Origin of the sequence: Wolbachia endosymbiont of Frankliniella intonsa, from assembly GCF_029856955.1 — a bacterium.
In the GTDB taxonomy this organism is placed as follows: domain Bacteria; phylum Pseudomonadota; class Alphaproteobacteria; order Rickettsiales; family Anaplasmataceae; genus Wolbachia.
The window spans coordinates 1216328-1231249 of the sequence record NZ_CP097148.1 but is presented as its reverse complement, the minus strand read 5'-3'; the positions used below and the strand labels follow the sequence as shown (position 1 = coordinate 1231249).

Annotated in this window: 11 protein-coding genes and 3 pseudogenes; 6 read left to right on the top strand and 8 right to left on the bottom strand. The window is 33.4% G+C overall.

Features of this window, described 5'->3' with window-relative positions:
• The first annotated feature begins 246 nt into the window (after positions 1 to 246).
• Entirely contained in the window at positions 247 to 939 is a 693-nt protein-coding gene (locus M3L71_RS06880; protein ID WP_280144172.1) for a TerC family protein, read from the top strand.
• 232 nt (positions 940 to 1171) lie between these two features.
• Here the strand turns inward: M3L71_RS06880 and M3L71_RS06875 are convergent, their stop codons facing one another.
• The 5 genes from M3L71_RS06875 to ccmC form a co-directional block, all read right to left on the bottom strand.
• Complete coding sequence (locus M3L71_RS06875; RefSeq protein ID WP_280143474.1) at positions 1172 to 1693, bottom strand: ankyrin repeat domain-containing protein; 522 nt, start codon at positions 1691 to 1693, stop codon at positions 1172 to 1174.
• 549 nt (positions 1694 to 2242) lie between these two features.
• Positions 2243 to 3805, bottom strand: a complete 1563-nt coding sequence (guaA, locus tag M3L71_RS06870; protein WP_280143473.1) for a glutamine-hydrolyzing GMP synthase — start codon at positions 3803 to 3805, stop codon at positions 2243 to 2245.
• A 227-nt stretch (positions 3806 to 4032) separates the two neighbouring features.
• A complete protein-coding gene (locus M3L71_RS06865; RefSeq protein ID WP_410543481.1) occupies positions 4033 to 5508 on the bottom strand; it encodes a type II secretion system protein GspD in 1476 nt (491 codons plus the stop codon).
• Between the two features lie 565 nt (positions 5509 to 6073).
• Entirely contained in the window at positions 6074 to 6328 is a 255-nt protein-coding gene (locus M3L71_RS06860) for a hypothetical protein (protein ID WP_280143471.1), read from the bottom strand.
• A gap of 681 nt (positions 6329 to 7009) precedes the next feature.
• Positions 7010 to 7720 (bottom strand): heme ABC transporter permease CcmC, encoded by a 711-nt coding sequence (gene ccmC / locus M3L71_RS06855; protein WP_280144171.1) that lies wholly within the window; start codon positions 7718 to 7720, stop codon positions 7010 to 7012.
• Positions 7721 to 7862: 142 nt separating this feature from the next.
• Here ccmC and M3L71_RS06850 point away from each other — a divergent pair, with 142 nt between their 5' ends.
• Both M3L71_RS06850 and ykgO read left to right on the top strand, forming a co-directional pair.
• Entirely contained in the window at positions 7863 to 8681 is an 819-nt protein-coding gene (locus M3L71_RS06850) for a pyruvate, water dikinase regulatory protein (RefSeq protein WP_280143470.1), read from the top strand.
• Between the two features lie 69 nt (positions 8682 to 8750).
• Positions 8751 to 8879, top strand: a complete 129-nt coding sequence (gene ykgO, locus M3L71_RS06845; RefSeq protein ID WP_006015378.1) for a type B 50S ribosomal protein L36 — start codon at positions 8751 to 8753, stop codon at positions 8877 to 8879.
• 170 nt (positions 8880 to 9049) lie between these two features.
• On the opposite strand, the gene M3L71_RS06840 is transcribed toward ykgO, so the two are convergent.
• Positions 9050 to 9181, bottom strand: coding sequence for a hypothetical protein (locus M3L71_RS06840; protein ID WP_280143469.1), 132 nt, complete (start codon positions 9179 to 9181; stop codon positions 9050 to 9052).
• Between the two features lie 427 nt (positions 9182 to 9608).
• Positions 9609 to 11648: an ATP-dependent DNA helicase RecG gene (recG, locus tag M3L71_RS06835; protein WP_280143468.1), complete on the bottom strand. Its 2040-nt coding sequence runs from the start codon at positions 11646 to 11648 to the stop codon at positions 9609 to 9611.
• 144 nt (positions 11649 to 11792) lie between these two features.
• On the opposite strand from recG, the pseudogene M3L71_RS06830 reads away from it, so the two are divergent.
• A pseudogene (locus M3L71_RS06830) lies at positions 11793 to 12624 on the top strand (hypothetical protein).
• A 372-nt stretch (positions 12625 to 12996) separates the two neighbouring features.
• On the opposite strand, the gene M3L71_RS06825 reads toward M3L71_RS06830, so the two are convergent.
• Positions 12997 to 13245 (bottom strand): hypothetical protein, encoded by a 249-nt coding sequence (locus M3L71_RS06825; RefSeq protein ID WP_280143466.1) that lies wholly within the window; start codon positions 13243 to 13245, stop codon positions 12997 to 12999.
• A gap of 303 nt (positions 13246 to 13548) precedes the next feature.
• Between M3L71_RS06825 and M3L71_RS06820 the strand changes: the two are divergent.
• Together M3L71_RS06820 and M3L71_RS06815 are read left to right on the top strand one after the other, a co-directional pair.
• Positions 13549 to 13689: pseudogene (locus M3L71_RS06820) on the top strand (IS110 family transposase); the annotation flags it as partial.
• A gap of 108 nt (positions 13690 to 13797) precedes the next feature.
• Positions 13798 to 14866, top strand: a pseudogene (locus M3L71_RS06815) (IS3 family transposase).
• Positions 14867 to 14922 lie beyond the last annotated feature (56 nt).

Genomic DNA, 14922 nt, shown 5'->3' with positions numbered 1-14922 from the left:
AAAAATCTTAGTCTACAAAGAAGGCATATACTTTCATGTTACAACTATTTTATAATCTATTTAAAATTTTCGTAAAGAGAGTTAGATTTTTAAATTTATTATTCTTCTTATAAAAGTACTTTTATTATAAAAATGACCTTTTTTCTCTTCCTTTTTCGGGTAAGGATGATTTTTTAATTACCTAGGCGAAGTTACTTAATTTTTACACATCTATTGTAAAGTACAAAATCTGACTTTGGAATGAAAATGCTAGCTGATGCTTGGACTTTATTGATACTTACGCTACTTGAAACTATACTTGGCATAGACAATTTAATCTTTATTTCTCTAGCAATAGATAAGGTGCCAAATCTGCTGAGAGAAAGAGCCCGCCTTATAGGTTTTGGCTTAGCGCTATTGATGCGTTTTGTAATACTATTTTTTACATCATATATACTATCAATGCAAAAGCCTATATTTCACGCTGTATCGCTAGATATCTCAGTAAAGGATTTACTTATGATTGCAGGAGGGTTATTCCTTATTGTTAAAAGTTCTATAGAGTTATGGAGCGAAATTTTTGTACATAAGGAGAACAAAACAAAGGCAAATGTTAAATCACAATTTTTTTTAGTTGTGCTACAAATTATATTAATAGATTTAGTTTTTTCGGTTGATTCGATATTAACTGCCATATCATTAACCCACAATATGATAATCATTGCCATAGCATTTACATTTTCCATACTAGCGATGCTATTTTCATCAAGTTATACCGCTCAGGTAATAAAATCCAACCCAAGCTTAAAAGTAATTGCCATTCTATTTATTTTACTCGTCGGTGTATATCTCACACTTGAAGTGCTTCACATAGAGCTACCAAAAGCATGTTTGTATTCTTCATTTATGTTTGCATTGCTTGTGGAAGCTATAAGCAAAATAAAGAAAATACAGCCTTGAAACTATTTTACACGAAGCAAAAATCCAATCAGTGCGTGACGTACAACTGTGCGAACATTTTCTAGCAGGAAGGTGTCATCCCAATGCTTGACACTGGGATCCATTTTTCCATCATCAAAAACATTGTATTTTTACATTACTTTTATGCTTACCAACTTAACTGGATGCCAGTGCCCAGACACTGGCATCCTACAGATAATGTTCATACAGCTGTGCGTCACGCGCTCTACTGTCAAGCAGCTTCTTGCTGTCCATTTAAGACGGCAGATGATTTCTCTGCTCCATCAACTTTAGTACTAGGCTTTAGTAATGCATATGTAGCACAACCAACTACCAGTGCTGCTGCTGTAACTGCAACCACTGCTATAACGATAGGTATCAACTGAGCTGTAATTGTTCCAGTTGTAAAAAGTGCCACTGCTATAGCAGTGCCTAATAATGTATTCACTCCACCGGCAATCATTCCCTTATTACGTGCTTTTACAAAAGAACCTCCTCCTGCGTCTAATAGAGCTTTTACTACGTCTTGATTCTTAGCATAATCTAAAGGAGTCTTTCCATATTTATTTACTGCGTTAACATTTGCTCCTCTTTCGAGTAAAACCTCTACTGTCTCTTTGTGACCATGCAAAGCAGCATAGAACAAAGCAGTGCAACTAAAACTATCTTTCTCATTAATATCTGCTTTTGCTCCGATTAAAAACCCTACTGTCTTTTTGTAACCATTCCTAGCAGCTATAATTAATAACGTCAACTTTGCGTATAGGTCAATATCAAATACATGATTTACATCAAAATTACCTTTCTCCCACTCTTGATATAGACCTTGATCCTGTTCCTTTAGTTCTTTTTGTATTTCCTTAATTATATTATCTTTATTTAAATCTCCCTTAGCCTCAATCGTCCTCAGTACTTTTTCCAGTGATTCATAGTTTCTTGTCGTGATTTTACCTTCAATATTAAAAATGTTATTTAATTATTACATAATAATGATAAAAAGTCAATTAAAACAAGCTAATAACTGGGATTGTGAATAGTAAATTAGATTCAAGTAGCCTCTGCGGTGTCATTCAACTTCGTTGTCATCCCAGTACTCCTTTTTCTGTCATTTCAGTGCGTGACACTGGAATACAGATCAAGTACGGCTATCATCCAAATAACCCTTCGTTGTCATCCCAGTACTGGGATCCAGGAACCAGCGTCACGCGCTGGAATGACATTAAATAGTTTTCCTTAAAATTTGAGTTATGCAAGCATCCTCTTTGGTGTGATTAGAGTAGCTGAAACTGGAATGAAATTATTGCTACTCCCACTCAATAGTTGCTGGTGGCTTGGAAGTTAAATCATACACAACTCGATTTACCCCGGAAACTTTGTTAACAATTATACTACTGACGTCTTGCAAAAACCTCCAAAATACTAACGAATGTTGATCTTTATTTTCAAATGGAAATGCATCGGCTGTCATGCCATCAGATGAAGTCACAGCCCTTAAAGCGCAAACATATCCGTATGTACGATTATCTCCCATAACTCCCACAGTTTTTACTGGTAACAGTACAGCAAAAGCCTGCCATATTTTATCATACAGATCAAAATTTTTCATTGTGTTGATATATATTTCATCTACTTCTTGCAATATTCGTACCTTTTCTTCATCAACCTCACCTATGATCCTCACTGCAAGTCCAGGTCCAGGAAATGGATGTTGCAATATTATCTCATCTGAAAGCCCAATTTCTTTGCCAAGCAGCCTTACTTCATCTTTAAAGAGATAGCGTAAAGGTTCTACTAGTTTCAGATTCATTTTTTCTGGCAACCCACCAACATTGTGATGAGATTTAATTGTACTAGTGTTTCCTGAAGCGTGCCCTGATTCAACTACATCAGAGTAAATGGTGCCTTGCATTAAAAAATCCACATCACCTATTTTTTTTGCCTCTTCTTCAAATACTTCGATAAAAGTATTGCCGATAATTTTTCGCTTTTCTTCCGGATCAGTTATTCCCTTTAACCTACTTAAAAACAAGTTTGATTTATCAACGTAATTTATTGGAATTTCTTTTAACATAGCAGTGGTCTGGCTCTTACGCAATAACCCAGTATCGATAAAAATACAGTTTAATTGTTTTCCTATAGCTTTGTGTGTAAGAACTGCTGCAACACTTGAATCAACCCCCCCACTTACTGCAGCAATTACTTTTTTCTCCCCTACTAAGTTTTGAATTTTTTCCTTCTGTTTTTCAATGAATGACTTCATTGTCCAATCTCTCTCACAATTTGCAATATCTAAGAAATTAGAGAGAAGTTTACTACCATTTGTCGTAGGTTTAACTTCAGGATGGAACTGAGTGCAGTAAATCTTCCGCTGTTCGTTGGCAATTATTGAGATTGTTTGATTTATTATACCTGAGGCAATAGCAGTAAATCCTTGCGGTATAGTTTCGACACTGTCTGCATGGTTCATTAGCACATCGACTTCGGAATTAACGTTCCAAGTATCCTTTATAATTGGGGATTCTTTTAGTATCTTGATTTTAGTTTTGCCAAATTCCTGATTGAATTCTTTTCTTACCTTTGCCCCGAAATAATGACAAATGAGTTGCTGTCCATAACATATTCCAAGTATAGGAGTGTTTATTGTTTCGTTAAGTTTTATAATTTTATGTGCTACTTCACTTACTTCAGAGCAATTGTCATTTACAGATTGCGGTCCTCCAGAAAAAATAAATCCATTGAATTTTGATACTGTTTCGAAATCGATATTGCTTGGAAATATTTCACAGTAAACGCCCATTTCCCTGATTTGTCTTGCAATAAGCTGTGTAAACTGTGAACCAAAATCAATAACGGCAATTGCTGACAATGTGCTCCTCCATATTATTTAAAGCAATATTTGATAATAAAGAAAACAATAAAGTAAGTAAACTAAGACCTGTTTAAAAACTTTAATATATGACTAAAGCAACTTAAATTTACCGCAACAGATTTGTGATTAAGCTGTCTTAATTATCATTCTGATACTCTCTTCTTATCATAATAGCAACCCCAACATCTTTCCTTAAGTTGATGCCATTGCCTGAACGGATACGTTTAATATATATATAAATTACTATCTTTTATATCTAATAAACCAAGTGTTGGTACGATTGTTGCTTTCAGGAAGATGACGGTTTCTACTGTCTTGGCCAGTTTTTTTGACTTTTGATGCAATAAGTTTTGGTTATCTTTTCTATGATCTATAAGCCCACCAATTACCATAACTTCGCCGCTCTTAATTTTTAACGTAGAGTGCATTTCTCTGGTTTCAATAATTGGAATGTCACTATTTAATTTCATTTTATTCTGCTGTGCGACATATTCTATATTTGGGTCTTTAGTGTAATCGTTAATTCTTGATAAGGTTGGATGTATATCCATGAATATTTCATTAGTATCAATGTTAATGCTTGGGTGGATTATTAACACCACACCTATTGGAGTGCTATTCATCTTGGTAATTAAGGCATGATTGGAGTTTCCGGTATCTTTCTGTATATCGGAAGTAAAATAGATATGGTTTTTAGTAAATGAAATCATTGCTTGCTGATTATTTATAGCATGTACTCTAGGGCTTGAAATTACGGTTGAAGTGCCAAATTTATTTAAAATTTTTACTAAATCTCCTAAATCACTCACACTAGAGTTAATTGCTAGGTCAATAATAGAGTTACCTTGATTTGTTATAGATTTGGTTTCATTATGCAAATCATTTAAGTTGATACCAGAAAGGTATTTATCGTCTAATAAAACTTCAACTATTTTGGCCTCGATCATTACTTGAGAAGACGCCAATTTCTTAACTTTATTAATATATTCTTCAACAGCTTTGTGAATATCTTTTCTAGCATTTAGAATAATGACACCAGCTTCTCTGTTGGATGAAAGAAACTCACCATCATCTACTCCGTTAACATCCATTATTGCATTTAAGCCTTTTTCTAATGAATTCCATAAATCACTGCTATATTGAGATTTCATATAGTTTCTATCACCATCACTGTCGGTAATATTGTTACCAATGATAAAACTCCTTTGCGCAGAGTGTTGAATATTGATGAAGTCTACGTAATAATTTTGTGCATATGGCAAATCTTGTTCAATTCTAATTACACCATTATTCATTGAGTAACGCAATTTGGCGCTGTTGGCTATATTCTGAATTACTTCGTTTATGTTCTTATCTTTTAGTTTTAAAGTAATATTACCTGATATTTTGGGGTCTATGTCTAAGTTAATGTCAGAAAGTTTTCCTATCTCAATCAGTAAATCCTTTACTGGTACTTTTTCATCAACATTAATCGAAAGAAACTGATTACTGGTTGTAAGATCGGGAAACTCTACCGGTAAAGGTATCATTTCTGGTATTGCTGGTTCGTTATTCTTCAAAGGAGTATTATATTGTTGCAACGAATAATCGTGCTTATAATTGTCTATATTAACAGAATGTTGCTTGTTAGGTAGATGTGTACAAGAAATAATGAAAAGGAGTATTAAACATTTTAAAATAGCCATGAGGGCAACATACAAATCTATACTAATAGTTTTCTATAAAAATGTTAAAAATGTATTTAATTGTATCCGTTCAGGGGAGTGGTTTAAGAAATGATAGATAGGAGATTATGAAAAGGGTTTTAGCCGCATGAAAGTGGGATGAAAAGAAGCACTGGTTTCACATGCGTCTGAACAGACACCATTTTACAGCATTTTAAATTTGTCCTGTGGAATGTTTGTACAGTTGCGATAAAAATTACTTGACAAATTTTGACAGCTTTGTTATTTTGATAGTGAAGATATTCTACAGCTCGAAATCTATCTTCGTCTGCAGACTTTTCAACTTCATTAATTTATAATCTCTAGTTAAAGTATATTGTACTTATGTATAGATAACTTCTATCATAGCTATATACATTTTTCTGAGTTTTTTTGTATTACTTAGGAGGATCATCATGTTTAAAATCATGGATTACGCATATCATTGACATAAATGCCTTAAAAGGACAGATGGTACCTACGTCCTCTTTATATAGATTATGTATTTGTTCAGATACGACTAAATTGTGTCTAGTGTAGAAAAAATTAGACAAATTCAGCCTTATATAGAACCAAATTCAACGGAAGTAGAATTATCCTCATTTCCATAATAGTAAGGATTTTCTTCTTCCGTATTATTAACAGCAGTTTTTAATAGTACTTCCTTATCACTATTCCATGCAACTTTCTCCATAATTGGAATATAATCCTTACACTTTTGATTATCTCCACAATCCTTGATTTTACTATCATCATTTAGATAACGCTTCAATGCATCATAGTATACTTTAGTGTTATTACCCTCTTTATCTATCATTTGTCCTAAGGTATTAACAAGTATCAATGGTGCAACTTGTTTTGCTTTTACAACACTTGTTTCACTGGACTCTCTAAAGAGATTAGGACATGCTCCTCTGAAAAAAAAAGCTCTTGTTGAATTCTGGATTACTACGGTAAACGTTCGGGTAACAGAAACTCTTAATCTCTTCTTCTTGACACGCTAACTCTATTTGATCATCGACACATTTTTCACATTCTATATTACCAAGCCAGGATATTGAATTAAGATCCTCTGTAAAGGCAAATTTAAAATTTACTGCACCATAATTACCATTTGCTCCCTCTTCTATATATTTTGCAATCTTAGGATTACTGTACATCTCAGGATATAATTCCTTTAGTAAATCAGATGCACTAAAACCTTGACAACCTATCTTATTATCAACTTTATAAAAATGAGAATATGGCCCACAATTTTCATACTTGGAACAATCTTAGGTTACTTTTTGAGATGTAATTTCTCCATTTTCATTCTCTCCTTCATCAGTAACAGGTTCGCCCGTATCAATTTAACCTTCTCTATCGGTAACAGGTTTATCTATACCACTTCCTTTTTTACATTCTTCAGCTATTTTTATACCACTTAGTCTCTGCTGATGATTGCTCTACATTTTAATTTCCGTCGCTGTTCACAACATTACACTCTGGAACTACATACCTAATATCGCATGCTGATTTCTCTCTTTATCTTCTGCAAATTAATTAAATGAAGGGTATTAAGTATCCACACTACTAAAAAAAGTGTGGTACAAAATATAAACATTGCAATGAGTGTCAGCAGTAAAGAACCTTCTATTGCTACTCCACCTTTTCTAAAAATACTTGCTGGCTGATGAAGAGTAGAACATAAATTCACAGAAAATTTTACTATGGGAATATTTATAGCACTAAAAATGGCAAATACTGCTGATGATTTCTCTGCTCTTGCTTGATTATCAAAAGCGCTCCACAATGAAAGATAACCAACATACAGAAAAAACAAAATCAGCATTGAAGTAAGCCTTGCATCCCATACCCACCAAGTACCCCATGTTCCTTTTCCCCAGACGCTACCTGTGATTAAGCATATTGCCGAAAAGACTGTCCCTGCAGGAGCAGAGGCATGTGCTAAGACACTAGCAACACTATTGTTCCATACCAAAGAAATGAAACTGAGTGATGCAATGAGTCCGTATATTCCAAGAGCAAGCCATGCAGAAGGCACATGAAGATACATAATTCGTACAATTTCTCCTTGTTTATAATCTCCTGGGGAGAAGAATAATGCCAAGAACATTCCAATTAAAAAACATGCGAAACAAATAACCCCAAGCCAAGGTAGAGCTTTTTTAGCAAAAGAAGTGAAATTTGTAGGCTTTAATAAAAACATTCGTTTTGAGAATAATTGTGTTAAGAATTTATCAATTAGTTTGAGTTTTATCAACAAGATAGTTTTTCTATATTTACGTAGTATAATAAATTAGCACAATTTCATTAGCAGATTGCTTGCTATTATTTTTATTATAACGTTGATGACCCTTAAAAAGCTCAACCTACACTTAGTGTCAGATTCAAGTGGTGAAACTGTTATATCAGTTGCAAAATCAGCTCTGAAACACTTTCGTTCTGTAGAAACGATCGAATATGTTTGGTCTTTCGTAAAAGGAGAAGAGCAGATTGACAAAATTTTAGAGGAAATTAATAGAAAAAGTGATGAGCATAATTTTGTTATATGCACTATTACTAATGATGAGCTAAGAAAATATCTAAAAAATAATTGTATAAAGCTAAAAATTCCCTACAGAGCGATATTATCACACATTATTAGGGAAATCTCATCCTATCTTGAAATTGAAAAAGACGAAAAACTTGACTTACATGCTGAGATAAATAACGAATATTTTCAGCGCATTGAGGCAATAAACTATACCATTAATCATGATGATGGACAAAATATTCAAGATATTGATAAAGCCGATATAATTTTGGTTGGAGTTTCACGCACATCAAAATCTCCCACCAGTATGTATTTAGCTTACCGAGGCTATAAAGTTGCAAATGTTCCTTTTGTTAGAGAGATACCCTTTTACGTCGACTTAGCAAAATTAAAAAATAAACTGACTATAGGAGTAACAATAGACGTAAGAAGGCTAATAGAAATACGCAAAAATAGACTGACTTCAATTAATAATGAAGGTAATAATATATATGCTGACCCTAGAAAAGTAGAAAAGGAAATTAAAGAAGCAGAGGAGTTCTTTAAGCAAAATAACTGGCCAATTATTGATGTCACGCAAAGGTCAATCGAAGAAGTATCAGCAACAATTATACAGTATTTTAATAAAATGTGAAAAATTTATCAATTGACTAACTCTCTGTCAGTGATCATAATGTAAGGTAATTCTATTCTTACTGTAGATATGAAAGTTAAAGGGTCACTAAAATCTCATCGTAACAGAGATAAAAATTGTAAAGTTGTGAAAAGGGGTGGTAAGGTTTATATTATAAATAAGGTAAAGCCAAGATGTAAAGCGCGTCAAGGTTCTTAGCTTTTTGTTTTCCTTTTTATGTCATATGTTTTTCATATGGAAGCATGGTTAGAAAGAAACAAAAATTGTTGCATAGCACTGCCCATTTCTTCTCTTACATTATATTTTGGTATTAACATGATTACAGGCAGACGTGTCTCGTTAACATTAATTAACTTAAAAAAAAGAAATTAATTACGTGCGTCAACAAGTCCATGAATTTTAGTTCCACCATAAGCCATCTTGAGCTTGAGAATTTTTTCTATATATAGGCTGAGCATGAATGACATCTGATCATCAATTATGCAAATCTTGTTGTGCATACTTAAGTCATTTTGCCAAAATTCCCTTTTTGCATCACCTTTTAAACCTCTTGTTATATTTCTGTAATTGTGGTAAATTTTTGATCATTGGCAGCCACTTCTCCACACTGCTTCCATACATATTCTCAACTTCTTCTCGCTTTTACTGTGTATTCCTTTTGTGCTCTTTAAAACGGTAGCTTCTATATATATATTTATTGTCATTAGGCTAATTTACCGCTTTTTTTTCCATTTTTATACTTCCTGCCCTTGATTAATTTGACCTGCTAACATTTTTTTACAGGGCCTGCTATTAACTCTGCACAATTTATTCTTATGGTAAAAACTTCTTCTTCACTCTTATTTTTCCTTAACTTGACGCATATGGTTTGTTAAATACTCCCGTCTGTCAAGGAATTTCTACTCATGAAGGTTATGGCTTGCAAGATTACTGAAATTTTGAAAAATGTAGTCTACTTCTATATTCAAATATATCAAGCAGTAATTCAAAATTAGCTATTGTACCTTTTGCACTATTATATGCAAGGTTGAGCAATTCTCTGTCCTCATATAAATCAGCAAATTTAAACTCCATGCACCCTGATTGTTTTGTGCCTAGAATATCTCCGCTACCCCTCATCATCATATCCTTTTCAGCAATATAAAATCCATCTTGTGACTCACACATAATCTTTAACTTTGAATACGAACTTTTACTGAGATTGTCATATAACAGTACACAAAAAGAAGGTTTATTTCCTCGTCCTACTCTACCTCTTAACTGATGTAATTGCGATAACCCGAACTGCTCTGCATTCTCTATAATCATAATAGTTGCATCTGGTACATCTATGCCAACTTCTATCACAGTAGTTGCAACAAGCAGAGAAAATTCATTCCTCTTGAAGGAAAACATCACTTGATCTTTCTGCTCTTGAGTTAGTTTTCCGTGTATTATTCCAACTCTATCAAAAAATGTCTTTTGTAGTTCCTGAAAGCGCATTTCTGCTGCGGCAATATTGAGTTCTTCGTTTTCTTCTATATATGGACAAATCCAATATGCTTTTTCGCCTCTATTTATAGCATCTTTCAGTCTTTGAATAATATCTGATACTTTTTTAACGTTCATAATAACGGTTTTTATTGGCAATCTAGATTTTGGTTTTTCCCTTAAAATAGAACATTCAATATCACCATACATAGCTTGCTGCAAGGTTCTTGGAATGGGAGTTGCAGTAACAAAAAGTATATCGGTATTTTCTCCTTTTCCTACCAACCTATTCCTCTGTATCACTCCAAATCGCTGTTGTTCCTCTATGACTGCGAGTCCTAAATTTTTAAATGTAACGTTGGCTTGAAATAATGCATGAGTACCAATTACTATATTTAAAATACCACTTGCAAGTTCGTTCATAATAATCTTTCTTTCCTTGCGCGCAGTTTTACCGGTAAGCAAAGCAACTTTTATATCAGTAGAAGATAGAGCTTCTTCGATCCAATTATAATGTTGCTCAGCCAAGATAGTAGTTGGTGCCATTAGAGCTACTTGCATGTTATTTTCTACCACATTCAGCATCGCAAAGAGTGCAACTACAGTTTTGCCACTCCCAACGTCACCTTGCAGCAGACTTACCATGCGGTATCTGGATTTTTGTCTTTCTGAGATTTCATCTATCGCTCGAATTTGATCATTTGTTAATTGGAACGGTAATTCATTTAAGACCTGCTCTTTGTATTTACTCAATATTATAAATTCTTTTCCCTCTTTTTTTACATGATTTTCCCTTGCAAGCTTTAGTGCCAACTGGTACGCAAATAGCTCATCATAAGCAAGTCTTTCTCTGCAAACTTCTGCTTCTGCGAGTGAGCTCGGTCTGTGCAATCTTATGATGCTTTCTTTCCAATTCAGCCATTTCTTTCGCTTGATTAATGTTTCATCTATCCACTCTGGCAAATCAGGCAAATCTTTTAGATTAGAACTTATTATGTTTCTAATGCTCTTGTTAGTAATACCGCGACGTAATTGGTAAATTGGCTCTATGCAGGCTATTTCTTTAAATAGATTGATATCAGACAACATGTAATCTGGGTGAGTAATTTGCCAATGTTCGGCAAACTTTTCAAGTTTACCACTGATTACTATATCTGTTCCAACTGGAAATAATTTATACAAATATTTAACTGAGTAATTAAAAAAAACTATAAATAAATACTGACTTTCACTTTCAACGATTATTTTATATGGCCTACCTCTAACAGTGGGGCGCTGGTGCTCATACACTTTTGCCACAAAAGTTGTAAATTCTCCCACTTGAGCATCAGGTAGTGATTTACTTCTATCCACATAACTGAGTGGCTTATAAAATAGCAGATCTACCACTCTGTCTCCACCGCAAAGTTTAGGCAATATTGCGGAATGAAACCTTGGTATATTCTCAATTTTACTATTTAGAAAAGTCAGCACACTTGACTGTTCATCAACATTCATACTGTGTAAAACCGTTTATTCATAATAGAGCCTTGCTAAAATCCTGTCACCCTATTATGACTGTCTATGTTAAGTATATTATTGACATATTAACTATTTTTATGTATTATTATACTATCAGCAATTCATATCAAAGTATTAATAATGAACAACTCTATACAGGAAAAAAAAGGGAAATCCAGTCGTTACACTAAAAGCTCAGTCAGAAAAGTTTGATTTTAGCAAATTAAGAGCTGGTAAAGAGAATGTGGGAGCAAACTCTGGTAAACAGATGCACTTAGATTTTCCAAGAATGAAGTTTATTATCAACAAAAAGGATATAGATCAAGATTTTATTAAGCAATTATATGAAAGACATGCTGGTTTAATTGAAAATGACGAAAATGGAGAAAAGAATTATCGCCAATTTGCAAAAGAAGTTTTTCAGGAAATGTTTAAATATGCTGAAGCTCAAATCCCAAGTAATTCCATTTTGGAAGAGCTAATCACTCATTGTAATCAAGCAGGATATGTGGGTCCGTTAATGGGAAATGATGGATCTTTAACTACAATAAGCCTTAAACATGGATTAAGTTTTAGATCTATTGATTATATAATACATATTAATTGTGATAATAATAATCACGCAGCAATTACAGTTAAAGAACCAATTTCTGCATGTGTTACAGAAAAGCCAGAAGAAGAGTTATGTAAGTTGGGTAGCTCACTGGAATTTACACTTGAATTTCAAGATGGGAAAGATGATGTGATATATAAAGATGGCAAATTGTCACTTACTGTGCCCCGGAAATTGAGAGATTACAAAATTGATGGCAGAAGTTTATTTGATATTATTAAAGAATATTTCTATAAATTCTGCGAGAAGTTAGGGTTCAATTTTGAAGTAGAAATAGAGCATGATTTAGGTGATCCGATGACCTACCTCGAAGAGGTAGCTCTGCACATTCATAGCAATGAACACGAAAATACACTCTAAAACTAACAATTAAAATATCTCAAGTTCTGTTAGCTTATTTGCATATTCAGTTGTACTAGACGCAACTTAATCTGACAGAAAAACTAATATCAATCTCTATGTTTGATGTTACTAATATTTTTCTAAAAAGCAATATGCTTGCTATCAAGAAAAGTCTGCATAGCAATATTTACCTAAATGAGGCCTTGTCTCAATTCCTAAATATAGCTGTGATTTTCTGGTTTATCATAGCCCATATCAGTCAAAATGCGCGATAATAGCACCATCAAAGAAAGATATATTAAAAAGATTAGCGGCAGTAATTGCAGTTTTCTCTGTTTGCCATAGCAACTCTTGAGTAGGTATCAATAATAATGATAATCTATATATCTGCTATAAAACCTCGAGATCCGTAGAATAGGGCTGACTAAGGTTCTCATACATTCCTGTATGCTGAGAACATAAAAGCTCTTTTGATTCTATTCCTAAATCCTCAAGTATTTGCTCCTGTTCAGCTATAAGTTCTAATAGACCTGTTCCACTTTCACTTACTTCACTTCGTTGAAGACACATAAGTTCTGTTAACTCTGCTATGTCTTCTCTAGAAAGCTGATTTTTTTCAGAAAAAGTTGCTTCACTCATATGGTCCTCTTTTTGATATAAAGAGTATCTTATACAAGCATCGAACAGAAAAATCTGTCAAATCAGAAAGAAACACACAAATTTAAGTTTTTAGTAATTTTCAAGTATAGTTGTAGAGGGAGCGCCTCTGCAGTTATGATCGACATTTTCAATGGTGCATAAGTGCCCGTATGCAAGCATGGTCTTGGAAGGAACGGTCAAATCATTGATGGAGTCATTTAGACTACCTCGGTTAGGAGATTGTACTATCAACCGTTCCAAGCTGAAGCGTTTCCCTGTAACAAATTATATGTAGGAGTTAGCATGAAAAAAGCAAAAAGTAAATTAGAAATAGTGAATCCTAATGCAGCAGGAATAGACATTGGTTCAGCTGTACACTATGTGTGTATACCTGAAGGAGGAGATGAGCAACGCGTTCAGAAATTTGGTTGCTTTACTGAAGACTATAATGCACCCCATAAACTAGACAAAAAAATGGTTGATCCGAGTAGGAAGGTAAAGGGGTAAAAGAATGGCAACAAAAAAAAATATGAACCAGAGTTAAAAGCAAAGATAGCTTTGGAAGCAATAAAAAATCAAAAAAGCACAGCTGAGATATGTAGTGAATATAAAATACCATCAACAAATCTATATGATTGGCGTGATAGAGTATTGGCAAGGTTAAAAGACCTATTTGTTGAAGAAAGTGAAAGTGCGAGAAAACAAAGAATCTTAGCGCAAGAAATAGAAAGTTTACATAAAGTAATAGGAGAATTGACAGTGGAAAATAGCTATTTGAAAAAAATTACTGAAATAAGCAAAAAGATAGAGTAAGGTTTATAGAAAAAGATTCTGATCTGTCAATTAGGAAACATGCTGATTTATTGGGGATTTGCAGATCTAGCCTATATTATAGGCCTATAATTAATAACGAAAGTGAAGTAGCAAATTTGATTCAAGAAGTATATTTGGCTTCTGATTGCCGTTATGGATATCGTAAAATTACTGCTGAAATCATAGCGAGTGGGGTAGTAGTCAATCGCAAAAAAATCTTAAGAATTATGAAAAATGAAGATTAGTGGGCTGTATTGTAGAAAAGATGTAATACAAGTATTAAAGAAAAAAGCATAAAATATATCCTTATCTACTCAAAGATTTGATTATTTGTAGAGTTAATCAGGTATGGGCTACTGATATAACATATATTATGGTAGAAGGTAAGTTTGTCTATTTTGTGGCAATAATGGACTTGTATAGTCGCTATATTATTGCTCATTCATTATCACCATATCTCGATGCTGGATTTTGCCTTTATACTCTCAAAGAAGCTCTAAAACAAGGTAAACATGAGATTTTTAATAGTGATCAAGGGGTACAGTTTACTTGCTACAACTTTATTACGGAATTAGAGCATGCTAATATTAAAATCAGTATGGACCATAAAGGACGTTGCTTCGACAATATATTTGTTGAGCGCTTATGGAGAACTTTAAAGCAAGAAGCTATATATTATTATAGACCAAATAGTATCAGAGATTTGAATCTTATAATAAATGACTTTGTTGGTTGGTATAACTATAGAAGGCTACATCAGACTCTAAATTATAAAGTTCCTGCTGATCTTTATTATCATAAACAGTAAATGAATATATTGATAAATACTTTAAATGTGTGTCGACGTATTTATCAACATATTCA